The following is a 19,655-nucleotide window of genomic DNA, read 5'->3' on the forward strand; positions in this document are numbered from 1 at the left end:
GCGGTGGCGGCGTCGTTGACGTTCAACTCGTCGTAGTCGGCGATCGGCAGTTCCTCCGGGTCGAGGACTCCGGTGGCACCGCGCGCGGCGTGGATCAGGTCGGCGGCGTCCTCGGCGCCCTGCTCGCTGCTGCTGGTCGGTGAGCGTCTGGCCGCGTCGCCGGGCGCGTTGTCGGCGGTGACCCGGCTGGCCGAGTCGACCGGGGCGCGCATCGCGTGGATACCGCGGCGTGCCGGGGACCGGGGAGCGGTGGAAGCCGGTGCGATGCCGAACCTGTTGCCGGGCGGGCGCCCGGTCGACGACGAGACCGCACGCAGGCAGGTCGCCGACGCGTGGCACGTCGACGACCTGCCCGCGGCTCCCGGGCGGGACACGTCGGCCATCCTGGACGCCGCCCGCGGCGGTGCGGTGCGCGCACTGCTGATCGGCGGCGTCGAGCTCACCGATCTGCCCGATCCCGATGCCGCCCTGGCCGCGGTGGACGCCGCACCGTTCGTCGTCAGCCTGGAGTTGCGCCACAGCGAGGTCACCGAACGCGCCGACGTGGTGTTCCCCGTCGCGCCGGTCGTCGAGAAAGCGGGCTCGTTCCTGAACTGGGAGGGGCGGACCCGGTCGTTCGAGCCGTCGCTGCAGACCAACGCGGTATCGGATCTGCGGGTGCTGAGTTTCCTGGCCGACGAGAGCGGGGTCGACCTCGGCCTGACGACGGCCACCGACGAACGCGCCCGTCTCGGGATGTGGTCCGGGGATCGCGCCGTCCCGCCACCGGTGGAACCGTCGCCGCCCCGGCCACAGCGCGGTCAGGCGGTGCTCGCGGGATGGCGGATGCTGCTCGACGACGGCCGGTTGCAGGATGGTGAGCCGCACCTGGCCGGCACCGCCCGTCCGTCCGTGGCCTGCCTGTCGCCGGCGACGGCTGCCGAGATCGGTGTCACCGCCGGTGAACTGGTGACCGTACGCACCGATCGCGGTGCGATCTCCCTGCCGCTGCAGGTGACCGACATGGACGACCGCGTGGTCTGGCTGCCACTGAACTCCCCCGGCAGCCACGTGCACCGGAGTCTGGGTGTGACCACGGGCGCCGTGGTGTCGATCGGCGGGGGGCCGCGATGACCTATCCCGATCCGGCGCTGTTCGGCCACGACCCGTGGTGGTTGATGGCGGCCAAGTCCGTCGGCATCTTCGGCTTCCTGGTGCTGACGGTCCTCGCGGCGATCCTGATCGAGCGGAAGATTCTCGGCCGCATGCAGATGCGGCTCGGCCCGAACCGGGTCGGCCCGCGTGGTCTGCTGCAGTCCCTGGCCGACGGGGTGAAGCTGGCGTTGAAGGAGGGGCTGGTGCCGGCCGGGGTGGACAGGGGCATCTACCTCGCCGCCCCGGTGATCGCGGTGATCCCGGCGTTCATGGCGTTCGCCGTGATCCCCCTCGGGGGCGAGGTGTCGGTGTTCGGTCACCGCACGGCGCTGCAGTTGACGGACCTGCCGGTCGCGGTGCTCTACATCCTCGCGGTGACCTCGGTCGGGGTGTACGGCATCGTGCTGGCCGGCTGGGCGTCGGGGTCGGTGTACCCGCTGTTGGGTGGGCTGCGCTCCACAGCGCAGGTCATCTCCTACGAGATCGCGATGGCGTTGTCGTTCGTCGCGGTGTTCATCTACGCGGGCACGATGTCGACCTCGGGCATCGTCGCCGCGCAGAACGACACCTGGTACATCGTGCTGCTGCTGCCGTCCTTCCTGGTCTACCTGACCTCGATGGTGGGCGAGACCAACCGCGCGCCTTTCGATCTGCCCGAAGCCGAGGGGGAACTCGTCGGCGGATTCCACACCGAGTACTCGTCGCTGAAGTTCGCGATGTTCATGCTCGCCGAGTACGTCAACATGACGACGGTGTCCGCGTTGGCCACCACACTCTTCCTCGGCGGCTGGCGGGCACCGTGGCCGGTCAGTCTGTGGGAGGGCGCCAACAGCGGATGGTGGCCGCTGTTGTGGTTCACCGCCAAGGTGTGGCTGTTCCTGTTCTTCTTCATGTGGTTGCGCGCCACACTGCCACGGATGCGGTACGACCAGTTCATGGCGCTGGGCTGGAAGATCCTGATCCCGGTTTCACTGGGCTGGATCGTGATCGTGGCGTCGACCCGTTCGCTGCGCGACCAGGGCCTGCCGGCGTGGGCCACCGCGCTGATCGGACTTGCGTGTGTCGCGTCGCTTCTCTCGGCGGTGGCCGGATGGAGAAGGCTGCGGGCCAAGCGGATCCGTCCTCAACCCGTCGGGCCGGCCGGCGCCGGTGCCTATCCGGTGCCGCCACTGCCGGCCCAGCAACGCCCTCTGGAGAGTGCCGATGCCTAGATTCCTCGACGCCGTCGCCGGTTTCGGCGTCACCTTCGGCGCGATGTTCAAGAAGCCGGTGACCGAGCAGTACCCGGAGAAGCCGGGCCCGGTGGCCAAGCGGTATCACGGCCGGCATCAGCTCAACCGCTATCCCGACGGCCTGGAGAAGTGCATCGGCTGCGAGCTGTGCGCGTGGGCCTGCCCGGCCGACGCCATCTACGTCGAAGGAGCGGACAACACCGAATCCGAACGGTATTCGCCCGGCGAACGGTACGGCCGGGTGTACCAGATCAACTACCTGCGGTGCATCGGGTGCGGCCTGTGCGTCGAGGCGTGTCCGACCCGTGCGCTGACGATGACCAACGACTACGAGATGGCCGATGACAACCGCACCGACCTGATCTACGGCAAGGACAAACTGCTGGCCCCGCTGGAGCCCGGCATGGAGGCCCCGCCGCACGCGATGGCGCCGGGAAGCACCGACGACGACTACTACCTCGGCAACATCGGCCCCGTGACCGAGGACAGCAGGTGAGGAGCGGACATGGGTGAGGCGGTGCTGTTCTGGGTGCTCGCGGCGGTATCGGTGGCCGGCGCACTCGGTGTGGTCACCGCACGCAAGGCGGTGTACTCGGCGATCTCGTTGGCCACCACCATGATCGCGCTCGCGGTGCTCTACATCGCCCTGGACGCGCCGTTCCTCGGGGTGGTCCAGATCGTCGTGTACACCGGTGCGGTCATGATGCTGTTCCTGTTCGTGCTGATGCTCATCGGCGTCGACTCGTCGGAATCGCTGGTGGAGACCCTGCGCGGACAGCGGTTGGCGGCCATCGCCGTCGGTCTGGGCTTCGGTGTGCTGTTGGTGGCCGGCATCGGCACCGTAGCGGCCGCCGGCTTCGTCGGTCTCGATCAGGCCAATCAGAACGGAAACGTCGAGGGCCTGGCGGCTCTGATCTTCACCCGGTACCTGTGGGCGTTCGAGTTGACCGGCGCACTGCTGATCACCGCGGCGCTCGGGGCGATGGTGCTCGCCCACCGGGAACGCTTCGAGCGGCGCAAGACTCAGCGCGAGCTGGCGATCGAACGGTTCGCCGCGGGTGCGCATCCGACGACGCTGCCCAACCCGGGCGTCTACGCCCGCCACAACGCCGTCGACGTGCCCGCCAGGCTGCCCGACGGTTCGGGCTCCGAGCTGTCGGTGAGCGCGATCCTGCAGGTCCGCGCGGTGCCCGATGAGCGCTTGAGCGAAGAGCATGGGCCCGATGGGAGCAGCCGTGAGTCCCGATAACTACCTGTATCTGTCGGCGCTGCTGTTCACCATCGGCGCCGCGGGAGTGCTGTTGCGGCGCAACGCGATCGTGATGTTCATGTGCATCGAGCTGATGCTCAACGCCGCCAACCTCGCGTTCGTCGCGTTCTCCCGCCTTCACGGGCATCTCGACGGTCAGGTGGTCGCGTTCTTCACCATGGTGGTCGCGGCGTGCGAGGTCGTGATCGGGCTGGCCATCATCATGACGATCTTCCGGACCCGGCGCTCCGCCAGCGTCGACGCGGCCAACCTGCTGAAGCACTGATGAGCGCACCCGTGTGGCTGCTGATCGCGCTCCCGCTGGCCGGCGCGGCGGTCCTGCTGCTGGCCGGGACACGCTCGGGCCGGTGGGGCCATCTGGTCGGCACCGCCGCCTCCGTCGCGTCCTTCCTCTGTGCCGCAGTGCTGTTCACCGACATGCTCGGCCGCGACGCCGAGCACCGGACCACGCACGAAACACTGTTCAGCTGGGTGCCGGCCGGGGAGCTGCGCGTCGACTTCGGGCTGCAACTCGACCAGCTCTCGATGTGTTTCGTGCTGCTGATCACCGGTGTCGGCTCGCTGATCCACATCTATTCGATCGGCTACATGAAGGAGGATCCCGGGCGGAGACGCTTCTTCGGCTACCTCAACCTGTTCCTGGCGGCGATGCTGCTGCTGGTGCTGGCGGACAACTATCTCGGCCTGTACGTGGGCTGGGAGGGAGTCGGCCTGGCGTCCTATCTGCTGATCGGGTTTTGGTCCCACAAGCCGTCGGCCGCGACGGCGGCCAAGAAGGCGTTCGTCGTCAACCGGGTCGGCGATGTCGGGCTGGCCGTCGCACTGATGGTGATGTTCGCGACGGTCGGCGCCGTGTCGTTCGGCGAAGTCTTCGACGCGGCACCGCGGCTCGGTGAGGGCACGCTGACCGCGATCGGGTTGATGCTGCTGCTGGCCGCGTGCGGCAAGTCCGCGCAGGTGCCGCTGCAGTCCTGGCTGGGGGACGCGATGGAGGGCCCCACACCGGTGTCGGCGTTGATCCACGCCGCCACGATGGTCACCGCGGGCGTGTACCTGATCGTGCGGTCGGGCCCGGTGTTCGACCTCGCCCCGCACGCGCAGACCGCGGTCGTCGTGGTCGGCGCCGTCACGTTGCTGTTCGGCGCGGTGATCGGCTGCGCGAAGGACGACATCAAGAAGGCGCTGGCCGCGTCGACGATGAGTCAGATCGGCTACATGGTGTTGGCAGCCGGACTGGGCCCGGCCGGGTACGCGTTCGCGATCATGCACCTGTTGACCCACGGCTTCTTCAAGGCCGGGTTGTTCCTCGGCGCGGGCTCGGTGATGCACGCGATGGACGACGAGGTGAACATGCGCCGCTACGGCGGGCTGCGCAGGGCGCTGCCGGTCACGTTCGTCACGTTCGGTCTCGGTTATCTCGCGATCATCGGCATCCCGCCGCTGGCCGGGTTCTTCTCCAAGGACGGCATCATCGAGGCCGCGCTCGGCGCGGGCGGCGTGAAGGGTGTGATCCTCGGTGCCGCAACCATTCTCGGCGCGGGGATCACCGCGTTCTACATGACGCGGGTGATGCTGATGACGTTCTTCGGGGAGAAGCGCTGGGCCGATCACGGGGCGAGCGAAGCGACGGGAGAAACACAGGGGCCCCATCCCCATGAGGCACCTGCGGTGATGACCTGGCCGATGATCGTGCTGGCCATCGGTTCGGTGACCGCCGGCGGCGCGCTGGCGATCGGCGGCACGCTGGAACACTGGCTGGAGCCGGTGGTCGGCGCCCACGAGATCCACCACGTCCTGCCGGTGTGGGTGGTCACCGTCATCGTGTTGTCGGTGGTCGCGGTCGGTATCGGCATCGCCTACCGGATGTACGGGGCGAGGGCGGTGCCCGAGGAGGTCCCGGCCGGCTCGGCGTTGACGGTCGCGGCTCGCCGGGATCTGTACGGCGACGCGTTCAACGAGAGGGTGCTGATGCGTCCGGGGCTGTCCTTCACCCGCGGGCTGGTCGAGCTGGACGATGACGCGGTCGACGGTGCGGCAGGCGGGTTGGCGGCCGGCGTCGCCCGCGTCTCGGAAGGTCTGCGCCGTCTGCAGACCGGTTTCGCACGCTCCTATGCGCTGTCCATGCTGGCCGGTGCGGCGGTCGTCGTCGCGTTGATCCTGGCGGTGAATGTGTGGTGACGTCGTTTCCGTTGCTGACCGTGTTGTGGGCCGTCCCGATGGTGGGTGCGGTCGTGGTGCTGCTGTTGCCCGCCGCGGCGCGCACCCTGGCCAAGTGGGTGGCGCTGACGGTGTCGCTGGCCGTGCTGGCCGTCGCCGCGGTGATCGCCGTGGGCTTCGACCCGGCCGGGGAGCAGTTCCAGTTCGTCGAGAACTACCGCTGGATACCGTCGTTCGGCACCGGGTACATCCTTGGCGTCGACGGCATCGCGCTGGCCCTGGTGGTGTTGACCGCGGTGCTGCTGCCGCTGCTGATCGTCGCGGGCTGGAACGACGCCCGCGACGAGCTCAGCTGGGGTGGCCGGTCGGTGCACATCTATTTCGCGCTGACCCTGGCCGTCGAGGGCATGGTGTTGATCTCGCTGGTGTCGCTGGACATCCTGCTGTTCTACGTGTTCTTCGAGGCGATGCTGATCCCGATGTACTTCCTCATCGGCGGGTTCGGCGGTCAGCAGCGCAGCAGAGCCGCGGTGAAGTTCCTGCTGTACAACCTGTTCGGCGGCTTGATCATGCTCGCCGCCGTCGTCGGGCTGTACGTGGCCACGGCGGGCAGCGACGCGTTCGAGGCCGGCACGTTCGACTTCCGCGCGATCGTCGCGGCGGTCTCCGGCGGCGAGTTCGTCGTCAATCCGGTGGTCATGCACCTGTTGTTCGGCGGGTTCATGTTCGCGTTCGCGGTCAAGGCGCCGCTGTGGCCGTTCCATCGCTGGCTGCCGGACGCCGCGGTCGAGGCCACCCCGGCCAGTGCGGTGCTGATGATGGCGATCATGGACAAGGTCGGCACGTTCGGCATGATCCGCTACTGTCTGCCGCTGTTCCCGGATTCCGCAACGTATTTCAGCGGTCTGATCATCACGTTGGCGGTGATCGGCATCGTCTACGGGGCGGTCGTGGCGATCGGCCAGACCGACGTGATGCGGTTGATCGCGTACACGTCGATCTCCCACTTCGGCTTCATCATCCTGGGCATCTTCGTGATGACCACGCAGGGGCAGTCCGGGTCGACGCTGTACATGGTCAACCACGGCATCTCCACGGCGGCGCTGTTCCTGATCGCCGGGTTCCTGGTGTCGCGCCGCGGGTCCCGGCTCATCGACGCCTACGGCGGCGTGCAGAAACTGGCCCCGGTGTTGGCGAGCACGTTCCTGGTGGCCGGGCTCGCGACGCTGTCGCTGCCCGGGCTGGCACCGTTCATCAGTGAGTTCCTGGTGCTGATCGGGACATTCACCCGCTACCCCGTGTTCGCGGTGCTGGCGGCCAGCGCGCTGGTGCTCTCGGCGATCTACATCCTGTGGATGTACCAGCGGATGATGACCGGCCCGGCCCCGGCGGTGCCGGCCGACGGTGAGCACGGAATCCGTGATCTGGTGCCCCGGGAGATCGCGGTGGTGGCGCCGCTGATCGCGCTGCTGCTGGTGCTCGGGGTGTATCCGAAGCCCGCGCTCGACGTGATCAACCCGGCGGTCACCCACACCCTGACCACCATCGACCAACCGGACCCGGAACCCCGGATGGCGGAAGGCCCGGCGCGATGAACCTCCCGACACCGACCGTCGAATACGGTCTGGTCTCTCCGATGCTGATCGTGCTCGCCGCGGCGGTGCTCGGCGTGCTCGTCGAGGCGCTGCTGCCCCGGCGGCTGCGCTACCGCGCCCAGGTCGCGCTCAGCCTCGGCGGTCTGGCGGCGGCGTTCGTCGCCGTCGTCCTCATCGCGCGGGACGTCGACGGCGGCAACGGTGTCGACGTGGTGATGGGCGCGATCGCGATCGACATGCCGGCGCTGTTCCTGCAGGGCACCATCCTGCTCGTCGGGGTGCTCGGAATCCTGCTGATCGGTGAGCGCCAGACAGCGGTGGCGGACGGCGGCTCCCGGGGACTGGAGGCGTTCACGCCGCAGGCCTCGGCGGTGGCGGGCAGTGTCGCCGAGAAGCTGGCCACCAGAGCGGGGATCATCCAGACCGAGGTGTTTCCGCTGACGATGTTCGCCGTCGGCGGCATGCTGCTGTTCCCGGCCGCCAACGACCTGCTGACGATGTTCATCGCGCTGGAGGTGTTGTCGCTGCCGCTGTACCTGCTGTGCGGGCTGGCCCGCCGCCGGCGGCTGCTGTCGCAGGAGTCGTCACTGAAATACTTTCTGCTGGGGGCGTTCTCGTCGGCGTTCTTCCTCTACGGCGCGGCGATGCTGTACGGCTATGCGGGCACCCTCAACCTGCAGGGCATCGCCGACGCGGTGGCCTCCGGGACCGGCCGATCGTCGCTGGCGCTGATCGGTATCGCGCTGCTGCTGGTCGGTGTGCTGTTCAAAGTCGGTGCGGTGCCGTTCCATTCGTGGATCCCGGACGTGTACCAGGGGGCGCCGACCCCGATCACGGCGTTCATGTCGGCCGCGACCAAGATCGCGGCGTTCGGCGCGATGCTGCGCCTGTTCTACGTCGCGTTGCCCGAGCTGCGCGGCGACTGGCGGCCGGTGCTGTGGGTGATCGCGATCCTGACGATGGTGGTCGGCACGGTCACCGCCGTCACCCAGCACGACGTCAAACGCATGCTGGGTTATTCGGCGGTCGCGCACAGCGGCTTCATCCTGACCGGCGTGATCGCCGGCAACGACGCGGGTGTGTCCTCGACGCTGTTCTATCTGTTCGCCTACGGGTTCTCCTCCGTCGGCGCGTTCGCCGTCGTCGGTCTGGTCCGCGACGCCGATGGTGAGGAGGACAGCGCACTGGCGCGCTGGGCCGGCCTCGGCAGGCGCTATCCGGTGGTGGGCATCGTCTTCGCGCTGTTCCTGCTGGCGTTCGCCGGCATTCCGCTGACAAGCGGGTTCGTCGGCAAGTTCGCGGTGTTCAAGGCCGCAGGCGAGGGTGGCGCGATCCCGCTGGTGGTCGTCGGCGTGATCGCCAGTGCCGTCGCCGCGTACTTCTACGTGCGGGTGATCGTGTTGATGTTCTTCACCGACCGTCCTGACGACGCACCGGTCGTCGTGGTGCCCAGCGCGTTGACGACGGCGGTGGTCACGGTGACCGCGGCCGTGACGTTCGCGCTGGGGGCGCTGCCGCAGCCGCTGCTGGACCTGGCGAACTCGGCGGACCGCTTCTTCTGAGCCGGGAGCTTCTTCTGATACGAACATGGCCATGACCTCTGAGCTGGTGTTGACCGCCGACAGCGACGGCGTGCGGGTGATCACGCTGAACCGGCCCGCCGCCAGGAACGCGCTGAGCCGAGAGTTGATCCGCGCGTCCTACGCGGCGCTGACCTCCGCGGACGCCGACGAGACGGTGCGCGCGGTGGTGCTCACCGGCGCCGACCCGGCATTCTGCGCCGGGGTGGATCTGAAAGAGGCGGCCCGCGACGGGCTTTCCTACTTCGAGGAGTTCCGTTCGCAGAGTTGTATCGCGGCGGTGGCGCAGATGCGTACCCCGGTGGTGGGCGCCGTCAACGGGGCCACCTTCACCGGCGGGCTGGAGATGGCGCTCGGGTGCGACTTCCTGATCGCCTCGGAGCGCGCGGTGTTCGCCGACACCCATGTGCGGGTCGGGATCCTGCCCGGCGGCGGGATGACGGCACGGCTGCCGCAGCTGGTCGGCGCGGCGATGGCGCGGCGGCTGTCGATGACCGGCGAGGTCGTCGACGCGGCCCGCGCGGAGCGGATCGGGTTGGTCACCGAGGTGGTGCCGCACCACCGTCTGCTGGAGCGGGCGGTGGAGCTGGCGGCGCAGATCGCCGAGGTGCCACGCCTCACGGTGCGTGGCCTCAAGGAGATCTACACGACCGGTGCCGCCGCGGTGATCGATCCGGCGTTGGCGGCCGAGGAACAGATCGCCGTCGCCCAGCACCGCGACTCGCACGACTTCGACGGCCTGGGTGACCGGTTCAGTGCCGTCACCGAGCGCAACAAGGAACAGATCGGGCCCGCCTGACCGCTCTCGCCGGGCACCGCACCGCTACGTGACGACGCCGTGCAGCAGGATGTCGGTGGTCCGGTCCACCCACGACGGGTTGTCGAGGTCGTCCGGCGCCTGCAGCAGCGCCAGCAGCGTGGCGCCGCCGATCAGGTTGACGAGCCGGTCCGGATCGACGTCCGGCCGGACTTCGCCACGTTCCACCGCGCCGTGCAGCCGGGTGCGCACCGCCCCGAACAGATCGGTGAACCGCGCCCCGACCCGGCCCGTCAGGGCGGCGTCGGCCGACATGTCGGCGATCAGCCCGGGCAGCGCGGCCCGCACCACCGGGCTGGTGAACACGTCACGCGCCGCCTGGATCATCGCGCGCAGGTCCGCGGCGATGTCACCGGGCGGGGTGTCGATGGCCGACGGCGTGACCGGGAACGCGGCCTCGTGCACGAGTTCGGCCTTGCTCGACCACCGCCGGTACAGGGCCGTCTTGGTGGTGCCGGCCCGCTCGGCGACGGCCGCCATCGTGACATTCGAATAACCGATTTCGACAAGTAGATCCGCGGTCGCCCGCAGTATGGCAGCGTCTATGCGCGGATCCCGCGGACGACCGGCGCCCGGGGTCTTGTCACCCGGCGACGGGTCTGTTTTCATATCGCTACCCACGGTATCGTATTAGATCCGTGTGAGGACCGCGCCGCGGCGGGAAGGACGTTCACTGTGACCACCGAACCAGCCGTCGACAATGTGGACCGCCTGCAACGCTCCAGCCGTGACATGTCGGATGTGCCTGCGGCACTGTCGCGGTGGCTGTCGACGCTGCTGCCCGATGCCAAGCCGGACATCACGGTGGAAAGCGGTGTCGACGCCAACGGGATGTCCTCCGAGACGATCTTGTTGCGCGGGCGGTGGCTGCAGGACGGTGCACCGGTCGAGCAGAACTGGGTGGCCAGGGTTGCGCCGACGGAGGCCGACATCCCCGTGTTCGAACACTACCGCCTCGATCACCAGCACGAGGTGATGAGGCTGGTCGCCGAGCTGACCGATGTCGCGGTGCCGCCGGTGCGCTGGCTCGAACCCACCGGCGATGTGCTGGGCCGGCCCTTCTTCCTGATGGACCGCGTCGAGGGCGTGGTGCCCCCCGACGTGATGCCCTACACGTTCGGCGACAACTGGCTCTACGACGCCACCGCGCAACAGCAGCGTCAGCTTCAGGACCGCACCGTCGAGGTGCTGGCCGAGCTGCACTCGATCCCCGACGCCCAGCAGGTGTTCGGATTCCTGCAGGACGTCGACCCGCCCGGTGACACCGCACTGCACCGCCACTTCGGCTGGCTCAAGAGCTGGTACGAGTTCAGCGTTCCGGACATGGGCCGGTCGCCGCTGGTCGACCGGGCGCTGACGTGGCTGGAGGACCATTTCCCCGACGACGTCGCGGCCACCGAACCGGTTCTGTGCTGGGGGGATTCGCGGATCGGCAACGTCATGTACCGCGATTTCTCCCCCGTCGCCGTCCTGGACTGGGAGATGGCCACCGTCGGCCCGCGCGAGCTGGACCTGGCCTGGATCAGCTTCGCGCACATGGTTTTCCAGGAACTGACGAAACTGGCCGGGCTGCCCGGGATGCCGGACTTCCTGCGCGAGGACGACGTCCGGGCCACGTACCGGGAACTCACCGGCGTCGAGGTCGGCGAGCTGCGCTGGTTCCACGTCTACTCGGCGGTCGTGTGGTGTTGCGTGTTCATGCGCACCGGGGCGCGTCGTGTGCACTTCGGGGAGATCGAGAAACCCACCGACATCGAAACGCTGTTCTACCACGGATCCCTGCTGAAACGACTGATCGGAGAGACCGACTGATGCTCGGACCGATGGACGAATTCCCGGTACACCAGGTCCCCCAGCCCATCGCCTGGCCCGGATCCTCGGATCGCAACTTCTACGACCGGTCCTATTTCAACGCCCACGACCGCACCGGCGACATCTTCGTGATCACCGGCATCGGCTACTACCCCAACCTCGGTGTAAAGGACGCGTTCCTTCTCGTGCGGCGCGGCGACACCCAGACCGCGGTGCACCTGTCCGACGCCATCGATCAGGACAGGCTCAACCAGCACGTCGGCAACTACCGCGTCGAGGTCATCGAACCGCTGCGCAAGCTGCGCGTCATCCTCGAGGAAACCGAGGGCGTCGCAGCCGATCTCACGTGGGACGGGCTGTTCGACGTCGTGCAGGAGCAGCCGCACGTCATGCGACGCGGCACCCGGGTGACGCTCGACGCGCAACGTTTCGCCCAGGTCGGCTCGTGGAGCGGTCATCTCGCGATCGACGGCGAGGACATCGCGGTCGATCCGGCCCGGTGGATCGGCACCCGTGACCGGTCGTGGGGCATCCGCCCCGTCGGCGAGGCCGAACCGCCGGGACGGCCCGACGACCCGCCGTTCGAGGGCATGTGGTGGCTGTACGTGCCGATGGCGTTCGACGACTTCGGCATCGTGATCATCATGCAGGAGGACCCGCACGGGTTCCGCTCCCTCAACGACTGCACCCGGATCTGGAAGGACGGCCGGGTCGAGCAGCTGGGCTGGCCGCGGGTCAAGATCCATTACCGCTCCGGCACCCGGATCCCGACCGGCGCGACGATCGAGGCGACGGCATTCGACGGCAGCCCTTTGCGTTTCGACGTCGAATCGAAGCTCCCGGTGCCCATCCACGTCGGCGGCGGCTACGGCGGCGACTCCGACTGGCTGCACGGGGTGTGGAAGGGCGAGAACTTCACCGAGCGGCTCACCTACGATATGAACGACCCCGCGATCGTCGGGCGCGCCGGGTTCGGCGTCATCGACCACGTCGGGCGGGCCGTCTGCCGCGACGCCGACGGCACCGAGCGCGAGGGCTGGGGCCTGTTCGAGCACGGCGCGCTGGGCCGCCACGACCCGTCGGGCTTCGCCGACTGGCTCACCGTAGCGCCCTGACCGTCACCCTCACCCGCCGAAATTGCGTTCCAGCAGGTCCTCACTCGATATTTCGCTGCTGGAATGCCATTTCGGCGCGGGGGTGCGGCCGAACACCATCGACTCCTCGATGCGGTCCAGCCGGTGGTCGATCGCGTCCAGCACGTAGTTGTGCCGCACGTTCCACGGCCGGTGCGTACCGGACTTCGGCAGCACGTGCGCGGCGCGGTGCACATAGCCGGCGTTGATGTTCCACGCCGGCTTCTCGGTCATCGGTGTGGCCCCGAGGTGCGGGTAGGCGTGCGTGTACCCGTGAGCGTCCATGTAGGCCAACAGCTTTGCCACGGCACGCGCGGTCAGGTCGGCACGCAGCGTCCAGGACGCGTTGATGTAACCGACGCACCAGGCCATGTTGGGCACGTCTTCGAGCAGGTGCTCCTTGTAGACGAACCGGTCGGCCGGTTTCACCTCCGCGCCGTCGATGCTCAGCCTGACACCACCCAACGCCTGCAACTGGATACCGGTCGCGGTGACGATCACGTCCGCGTCGATCCGCTTGCCCGACTGCAGCACGATGCCGGTGCCGTCGATGTGGTCGACGTGGTCGGTGACCACCTCGGCGCGTCCCGCGGCAATGGCGTCGTAGAAGTCGCCGGACAGGATCAGGCACAGACGCTGGTCCCACGGGTCGTAGCTGGGGTTGAAATGCGTGTCCACCGGATAGCCCTCGGGCAGGTAGTGCTTGGCGACCGCGCGGATCGCCCGGCGGCTGAAGCGGGGCGCCTTACGTGCGATCGCGTACATCAGCACGATGAACAACACGTTGTACGACCATGCCAGCCGGTATCCGAGTTTGCGGGGCGGCACTTTGCGCAGCAGGTTCACCACGGGGTTGACCCGCTGCCCTGACAGCAGATACGTCGGCGAGCGCTGCAGCATGGTCACGTGCCCGGCCCGTTCGGTCAGCGACGGGATCAGGCTGATCGCGGTGGCGCCGCTGCCGATGACCACCACCTTCTTGCCGGTGTAGTCCAGATCCTCGGGCCAGTGCTGCGGGTGGACCACCGCGCCGGAGAAGTTCTCCAGCCCCGGGAAATCCGGGCGGTACGGGTTGTCGTAGTCGTAGTAGCCGGTGGCGAAGAACAGGAACCGGGCCCGGTGGGTGCGCGGCACCCCGTCCTGCTCGGTCTGCACCGTCCAGGTGTCGGTCGCCGAATCCCAGTCCGCCGAGATCACCCGGGTGTCGAACCGGATGTGCCGGTCGATCCCGTGCTTGTGCGCCGTCTCGGTCAGGTAGCCGCGGATGTCCTCGCCGTCGGCGACGTTCTCCGGCCTGGTCCACGGCTCCCACGGGAACGACAGCGTGAAGATGTCGCTGTCGGAACGGATCCCCGGGTAGCGGTGCAGATCCCACGTCCCGCCGATGCGGGAGCGGCGCTCCAGGATGGTGTACTTCAGCTGGGGGTTGCGCTCCTGGATCCGGTAGGCCGCCCCGATGCCCGAGATGCCTGCGCCGATGATCAGAACGTCTGAGAACTCCGCCTCGGGATAGAGCTGGTCCACCCGCAACCTCCTTTGGTCCGCGTCCGTACCAGCCTAGGTCTCAGCGCCTGAGCGCGTCGACGATCTGGGCCAACGAGTCCACCGCGATCGGTCCGGGCTGGTAGAGGCAGATGCGGTCCGCGACGCCGGCCACCCGGTCGTCGATGTGGGTGGCGATCTCGGCGGGGGTGCCGCACGCGGCGATCGTGTGCAGCACGTCGTCGTCGATCAGCCGGCCCATGTCCTCCCAGCGGCCCTGCTTGGACAGCGCGTTCAGTTCCGGCTGCAGGTCGCCCCAGCCGTGCACGTCGAGCACCGGTCGGTACGCGGGCGTGGACCCGTAGAACGCCAACAGGCGGCGGGCCGCGGTGTGGCCGGGGTCGTGGTCGACGACGGACACGATGATCTCCGGGACGACCTCGAGGTCGGCGCGGCTGCGGCCGGCCGCGGCCAGTCCGGCGTCGACGTTGGGCATCGTCACCTCGTGCAGGAATCGCTTCGAGCCGAACGGCATCACCAACAGCCCGTCGGCGACCTCGGCCGTCATCTTCGTCATCTTCGGCCCCAGCGCGCCCACGAAGATCGGGATCGGGTCGAAGTCCGACCGCGGGCTGAACGTCGGGGTCATCAACGTGTGCCGGTAGAACTCGCCCTGGAAGTTCAGCCGCTCCCCTGTGCTCCACGCGTGGAAGATCGCCCGCAGCGCACCGACCAGGTCCCGCATCCGGGCCACCGGCCGGTCGAACTGGGCGCCGAAGCGCTTCTCGATCTGGGTGCGGATCTGGGTGCCCAGGCCCAGGGTGAACCGTCCACCGGAGAGCAGCTGGTGGTCGACGGCCTGGTGGGCGAGGTGAATCGGGTTGCGGGGGAAGGCGATCGCGACGTTGGTCATCACGTCGAGCCCGCCCACGGTGGCGGCCAGGGTCAGCGGGGTGAACACATCGTGCGGTCCTTCGAAGGTGAAGACCCCGCTCGCGCCGGCGTCGCGCAGTGCGCGTGACCGGTCGAGGGCGTCAGTGGGTCCGAACAACGCGGTCATCACCTGCACAACGGGCGAGCCTAGTGCGCTCGCCGCGGGCGAATCGTCGCTATCGGCTCGTTTCCACGCCGAAATCCCCGGATGCGGCACAGGATGGAGGCATGGCCGACGTCGTCGTGGTGGGAGCGGGATTCGCCGGACTGACCGCTGCCCGGGAGCTGACGCGCCTGGGCCGCGACGTCGTCGTCGTCGAGGGGCGCGACCGGGTCGGCGGGCGGTCGCACACCGGCACCGTCGCAGGCGTCCCGGTGGACCTCGGCGCGACGTTCGTGGGCCCGACCCAGGATGCGGTGCTGGCCCTGGCCGCGGAGCTGGGCTGTGACCGGGTACCGACCTACGGCCGCGGCAAGAATCTGATCCGCTGGCGCGGTTCGGTGCGGTCCTACCGCAGCACGATTCCGCGGTTGTCGATCATCGAGCTGCTGGACGTGTCACGGATCCAGTGGCGTTTCGAGCGGGTCTGCCGGAAGTTGAACGTCGAGCAGCCCTGGTCCTCGGCAGGCGCCGCCGAGCTCGACGCCGTCTCGCTGGACAGGTGGCTGCGCTCGGTGCACGCCAACGCGTCCACCCGCGACCTGATGGCGATCATGTCGCGGGTGACCTGGGGCGCCGAGCCCGACGCGGTGTCGATGCTGCACGCGGTGCGCTACGTGAAGGCCGCCGGTGGGCTGAACAGGATGCTCGACGTGGAAGGCGGCGCCCAGCAGGAGCGCTTCCTGGCCGGCACCCAGCAGATCGCGGAGCGCATCGCCGACCAACTCGGCGACCGCGTGGTGCTCGGCGCACCGGTCCGCCGCATCGCCCGCCATGCCGACCGCTCGGTGACCGTCACCACCGACGGCGCCGAGCACAGCGCCGCGGCGGTCGTCGTCGCGGTCGCCCCCGAGCACCGCGCGGGCGTCGAGTTCGACCCGCCGCTGCCCGCCGGGTACGACGAGCTGGCCCGGCACTGGCCGCAGGGACAACTGAGCAAGGCGTATGCGGCCTATGAGACCCCGTTCTGGCGCAGGGACGGCTACTCCGGCGAGGCACTGTCCGACGAGGGGCCGGTGTTCATCACGTTCGACTGCAGTCCCGGCGACGACGGGCCGGGCATCCTGCTGGGGTTCACCGACGCCCGAACATTCGACCCGCTGCCGGACGAACGACGGCGCGAGCTCGCGCTGGCGGGGTTCACCGCGCTGTTCGGTGACGCCGCGTCCCGCCCGCTCGACTACATCGATCACCGTTGGGGCGCAGAGCCTTTCGCTCCTGGTGGACCGACCGCGGCGGTGCCGCCGGGGGCGTGGACGACGCACGGCCGGTGGCTGCGCACGCCGGTCGACGGAATCTTCTGGGCAGGGACCGAGACCGCCGACCGGTGGACGGGCTTCCTCGACGGCGCGGTGCGGTCGGGGCTGCGGGCGGCCACCGACGCGCATCAGGAGCTGGCGCGCCGGTCCTGACGTTCCCCCACCGACTGGATCAGCCAGCGCAGCTGTTCGTTGACCTCCGCCGGCCGCTCCAGGATCGCGCAGTGCCCGCCGGGCAGCTCGACGAATCGCGCCAGGTTCGGTGCTGCGGCCGCGATCCGGCGGGCCGAAACCATCGGCAGCAGGCGGTCCTTGGTACTGCCGATCACCAGGGTCGGCACCGTGAGATTCTTCAACGCGATGTGCTGCGGCCCGAGGTGGTCGACCAGCACCTGAGCCCACCCGCCGCGCCCGGCGGGAGAGGTCGCGTTGAACAGTTCGTACACGAAGTCGGCGACGGCGGGATCGGCGTCGTGGCCGACGGCGAGCATCGAGACGAACCGGCGGTTGGGACGGTCGACGGCCCGGATCAGCGGCATCCCGCCGAACCTGCGCAGCACCGAGCCCGCGGCGCGCACCCTGGCGCCGGCCAGCCTGGTCGGCACCGGCAGCAGATTGACGTTGCGCAACAGGTCCCCGGTCGTGGTGTTGATCAGCGCCACGGCGTCGGCGCGCTGCCCGACCCGGTGCGGCAGCCGTTCCGACCACGCCGAGATCGCGATGCCACCCATCGAGTGTCCCGCGATCACCGCGCGCTCCCCCGGGGCGAGCGTGGCCTCCAGCACCGCGTCGAGGTCGGCCGCGAGGTAGTCCAGGCTGTAGCCGCCGCGGCGCGGTGGGACCGCGCTGCGGCCGTGGCCGCGGTGGTCGAACGCGATCACGCGGTGGTCGCGGGCCAGGTCGGCGATCTGATAGGCCCACACCCGCAACGCGCAGGTGATGCCGTGCGCGAGCACCACCGGGTAGCCGTCCTCGGGTCCGAAGACCTCGGCGTGCAGCCGAACGCCGTCCCGGGACCGCACGTCGACGACGCGTCCCGGCGGCAGCGCCTGGGCGGGCGCGAATCCCCGGCCCCGCGATCGGGCCCCTTGTGCCATACGTTGCTCCTGTGGTTCGGCGACTCTGCCGGGTACGTGACTGTACCCGCAGAGACCGCCGGTGAGGCGCCGAACCCTGGGTGGGTTAAATGGTCTGCGACGACCATCAGGAGGCCGGGAAATGCGTGCGATACAGATAGCCGAACTCGCGGGGCCGCAGGCCGCCCGACTCGTCGAGATCGACGAGCCGGCGGCCGAGGACGGCACAGTGCTGGTGGACGTGCACGCCGCCGGGGTGGCCTTCCCCGACGCGCTGCAGTCCCGCGGGCTCTATCAGTACAAGCCGGCGATGCCGTACACCCCGGGCGCCGAGGTCGCCGGGGTGGTGCGCAGCGCCCCCGCCGGCGCGCACGTGCAGCCCGGCGACCGGGTGGCGGGCCTGACCATGTTGTGCGGTGCGATGGCCGAAGTCGTTGCGCTGCAACCCGAACGTGTCTTCAAGCTGCCGGACTCGCTGTCCTTCGAGGCAGGCGCGGGCATCCTGTTCAACGACCTGACGGTGCACTTCGCGTTGCGCACGCGCGGCCGTCTGCAGCCCGGTGACACGGTGCTGGTGCACGGCGCGGCCGGCGGCATCGGGACCTCGACGCTGCGGTTGGCGCCGGCTTTCGGCGCCTCCCGCACCATCGCGGTGGTCAGCACCGAGGACAAGGCCGAGGTGGCCCGCGCGGCCGGCGCGTCGGATGTGGTGCTCGCCGCCGGCTTCAAGGACGCGGTCAAGGAACTCACCGGCGGACGCGGGGTGGACATCGTGGTCGACCCGGTCGGTGGCGACCGGTTCACCGATTCCCTGCGCTCGCTGGCCCCGGGCGGGCGGCTGCTCGTGGTCGGCTTCACCGGAGGGGAGATCCCGACGGTGAAGGTGAACCGGTTGCTGCTCAACAACGTCGACGCCGTCGGGGTGGGCTGGGGCGCGTGGACGCTGACGCACCCCGGCTACCTGCAGGAACAGTGGGCCGACCTGGAGCCGTTGCTGGCCTCGGGCGCCGTTCCGGCTCCGGCACCGGTGGTGTATCCACTGGAACGGGCCGCCGAGGCGATCGCGTCGCTGGAGGACCGGTCGGCCCGGGGCAAGGTCGTGGTCGCCGTCCGGTGACCGGAAGCTCCGGAAGTGATGCGCGAGACTTTGCCCGCTGCGATGATGGGCAACGTGTCGGGCGCTGGAGAGCGAGCAGTCGACGATCCGCGCGTTGCTGAATTCCTGGCGTCCGCGGCGTCGCAGCCGGCCGGGCTCGTCATCGAGGGCGAAGCCGGGATCGGCAAGACCACGCTGTGGCTGCGCCAGCTGGAGCACGCCCGCGACCTGGGTTTCCGGGTGCTCACGGCCCGGGTCGGCCAGGCCGAATCGGTGATGGCGTTTGCCGCGCTGGCCGACCTGCTCGGCGACGTCGAGGACGACTGTTTCGCCGCGCTGCCGCCACTGCAGCGGCTGGCGCTGGACCGGGTGCTGCTGCGTGCCGACAGCGCCGGCCCGGCGACCGATCAGCGCACGGTGGCCGCGGGGTTCGTCTCGGTGCTGCATGCGCTGGCCGAGCACCGGCCGGTGTTGATCGCGATCGACGACGCGCAGTGGCTGGACACCTCGAGTCGCGCCGCCGTCGAATTCGCGGTGCGCCGCCTGCGCGGCCCGTTCGGGGTGTTGGTGACGGAGCGGTGCGCCCCCGGCGAGGGCGCGACCGCGGGCTGGTTGAAGCTGGAGCGGCCGGACGGGCTCGAGCGGGTGTCCGTGGGTCCGATGACCACCGGCCGGCTGCACTCGCTGATCTCCGAGCGCCTGGGCCGCCCCCTGGCTCGGCCGTCGGTGCTTCGTATCGCCGAGATCTCGGGCGGTAACCCGTTCTTCGCGCTGGAGTTGGCGCACGCGATCGGTGACGGGGTCGGGACCGGCCGCCGTACTCGCGGTGCTGATCGGGGTGAACATCGGCCCCAACCTCACCTACGTCGGATCGTTGGCGAATCTGTTGTGGCGCAACGTGGTCCGCCGGGACATGAAG

General features: G+C 69.4%; 16 protein-coding genes and 4 pseudogenes. 15 read left to right on the forward strand and 5 right to left on the reverse strand.

The window, feature by feature from the left end; translation table 11 throughout:
* Positions 1 to 212: pseudogene (locus ASJ79_RS35300) on the reverse strand (ferritin-like domain-containing protein); the annotation flags it as partial.
* On the opposite strand from ASJ79_RS35300, the pseudogene ASJ79_RS29320 reads away from it, so the two are divergent.
* The 9 genes and pseudogenes from ASJ79_RS29320 to ASJ79_RS29360 all read left to right on the forward strand — a co-directional run.
* Positions 118 to 1,113: pseudogene (locus ASJ79_RS29320) on the forward strand (molybdopterin dinucleotide binding domain-containing protein); the annotation flags it as partial. The pseudogenes ASJ79_RS35300 and ASJ79_RS29320 overlap by 95 nt on opposite strands.
* A complete protein-coding gene (gene nuoH / locus ASJ79_RS29325; RefSeq protein ID WP_067963095.1) occupies positions 1,110 to 2,345 on the forward strand; it encodes an NADH-quinone oxidoreductase subunit NuoH in 1,236 nt (411 codons plus the stop codon). The pseudogene ASJ79_RS29320 and the gene nuoH, both read left to right, overlap by 4 nt.
* Positions 2,338 to 2,862, forward strand: coding sequence for an NADH-quinone oxidoreductase subunit NuoI (gene nuoI / locus ASJ79_RS29330; RefSeq protein ID WP_067963139.1), 525 nt, complete (start codon positions 2,338 to 2,340; stop codon positions 2,860 to 2,862). Before nuoH ends, nuoI begins: the two co-directional genes overlap by 8 nt.
* Before the next feature lie 9 nt (positions 2,863 to 2,871).
* Complete coding sequence (locus ASJ79_RS29335) at positions 2,872 to 3,615, forward strand: NADH-quinone oxidoreductase subunit J (protein ID WP_067963100.1); 744 nt, start codon at positions 2,872 to 2,874, stop codon at positions 3,613 to 3,615.
* Positions 3,602 to 3,901 carry an NADH-quinone oxidoreductase subunit NuoK gene (gene nuoK, locus ASJ79_RS29340; RefSeq protein ID WP_067963103.1) on the forward strand — a complete coding sequence of 100 codons (300 nt, stop codon included), beginning with the start codon at positions 3,602 to 3,604 and terminating at the stop codon, positions 3,899 to 3,901. Before ASJ79_RS29335 ends, nuoK begins: the two co-directional genes overlap by 14 nt.
* Positions 3,901 to 5,814 (forward strand): NADH-quinone oxidoreductase subunit L, encoded by a 1,914-nt coding sequence (nuoL, locus tag ASJ79_RS29345; protein ID WP_067963107.1) that lies wholly within the window; start codon positions 3,901 to 3,903, stop codon positions 5,812 to 5,814. Before nuoK ends, nuoL begins: the two co-directional genes overlap by 1 nt.
* Positions 5,808 to 7,388, forward strand: a complete 1,581-nt coding sequence (locus ASJ79_RS29350; RefSeq protein ID WP_067963110.1) for an NADH-quinone oxidoreductase subunit M — start codon at positions 5,808 to 5,810, stop codon at positions 7,386 to 7,388. Before nuoL ends, ASJ79_RS29350 begins: the two co-directional genes overlap by 7 nt.
* On the forward strand, positions 7,385 to 8,950 hold the full coding sequence (nuoN, locus tag ASJ79_RS29355; RefSeq protein WP_067963114.1) for an NADH-quinone oxidoreductase subunit NuoN: 1,566 nt from the start codon (positions 7,385 to 7,387) through the stop codon (positions 8,948 to 8,950). The genes ASJ79_RS29350 and nuoN overlap by 4 nt, the downstream gene beginning before the upstream one ends.
* A 31-nt stretch (positions 8,951 to 8,981) precedes the next feature.
* A complete protein-coding gene (locus ASJ79_RS29360) occupies positions 8,982 to 9,767 on the forward strand; it encodes an enoyl-CoA hydratase (protein ID WP_067963115.1) in 786 nt (261 codons plus the stop codon).
* 24 nt (positions 9,768 to 9,791) lie between these two features.
* On the opposite strand, the gene ASJ79_RS29365 is transcribed toward ASJ79_RS29360, so the two are convergent.
* Positions 9,792 to 10,394 (reverse strand): TetR/AcrR family transcriptional regulator, encoded by a 603-nt coding sequence (locus ASJ79_RS29365; RefSeq protein ID WP_067963117.1) that lies wholly within the window; start codon positions 10,392 to 10,394, stop codon positions 9,792 to 9,794.
* Between the two features lie 66 nt (positions 10,395 to 10,460).
* On the opposite strand from ASJ79_RS29365, the gene ASJ79_RS29370 reads away from it, so the two are divergent.
* Positions 10,461 to 11,597 carry a phosphotransferase family protein gene (locus ASJ79_RS29370; RefSeq protein WP_067963120.1) on the forward strand — a complete coding sequence of 379 codons (1,137 nt, stop codon included), beginning with the start codon at positions 10,461 to 10,463 and terminating at the stop codon, positions 11,595 to 11,597.
* Positions 11,597 to 12,712: a hypothetical protein gene (locus ASJ79_RS29375; RefSeq protein WP_067963124.1), complete on the forward strand. Its 1,116-nt coding sequence runs from the start codon at positions 11,597 to 11,599 to the stop codon at positions 12,710 to 12,712. Before ASJ79_RS29370 ends, ASJ79_RS29375 begins: the two co-directional genes overlap by 1 nt.
* A 9-nt stretch (positions 12,713 to 12,721) precedes the next feature.
* On the opposite strand, the gene ASJ79_RS29380 is transcribed toward ASJ79_RS29375, so the two are convergent.
* Together ASJ79_RS29380 and ASJ79_RS29385 are read right to left on the reverse strand one after the other, a co-directional pair.
* On the reverse strand, positions 12,722 to 14,254 hold the full coding sequence (locus ASJ79_RS29380) for an NAD(P)/FAD-dependent oxidoreductase (RefSeq protein WP_067963127.1): 1,533 nt from the start codon (positions 14,252 to 14,254) through the stop codon (positions 12,722 to 12,724).
* A 40-nt stretch (positions 14,255 to 14,294) separates the two neighbouring features.
* Entirely contained in the window at positions 14,295 to 15,272 is a 978-nt protein-coding gene (locus ASJ79_RS29385) for a TIGR03617 family F420-dependent LLM class oxidoreductase (protein WP_067963143.1), read from the reverse strand.
* A gap of 101 nt (positions 15,273 to 15,373) precedes the next feature.
* On the opposite strand from ASJ79_RS29385, the gene ASJ79_RS29390 reads away from it, so the two are divergent.
* Complete coding sequence (locus ASJ79_RS29390) at positions 15,374 to 16,717, forward strand: flavin monoamine oxidase family protein (protein WP_067963130.1); 1,344 nt, start codon at positions 15,374 to 15,376, stop codon at positions 16,715 to 16,717.
* Here the strand turns inward: ASJ79_RS29390 and ASJ79_RS29395 are convergent.
* Entirely contained in the window at positions 16,693 to 17,661 is a 969-nt protein-coding gene (locus tag ASJ79_RS29395; RefSeq protein WP_067963133.1) for an alpha/beta fold hydrolase, read from the reverse strand. The genes ASJ79_RS29390 and ASJ79_RS29395 overlap by 25 nt on opposite strands.
* A 121-nt stretch (positions 17,662 to 17,782) precedes the next feature.
* Here ASJ79_RS29395 and ASJ79_RS29400 point away from each other — a divergent pair, with 121 nt between their 5' ends.
* From ASJ79_RS29400 to ASJ79_RS34630, 3 genes and pseudogenes are all read left to right on the forward strand, one after another.
* Complete coding sequence (locus tag ASJ79_RS29400) at positions 17,783 to 18,757, forward strand: NADPH:quinone oxidoreductase family protein (RefSeq protein WP_067963136.1); 975 nt, start codon at positions 17,783 to 17,785, stop codon at positions 18,755 to 18,757.
* A gap of 45 nt (positions 18,758 to 18,802) precedes the next feature.
* Positions 18,803 to 19,243: pseudogene (locus ASJ79_RS34625) on the forward strand (ATP-binding protein); the annotation flags it as partial.
* Positions 19,244 to 19,529: 286 nt separating this feature from the next.
* Positions 19,530 to 19,655: pseudogene (locus tag ASJ79_RS34630) on the forward strand (arsenic transporter); the annotation flags it as partial.

It is taken from the genome of Mycobacterium sp. NAZ190054 (assembly GCF_001545925.1).
GTDB lineage: Bacteria > Actinomycetota > Actinomycetes > Mycobacteriales > Mycobacteriaceae > Mycobacterium.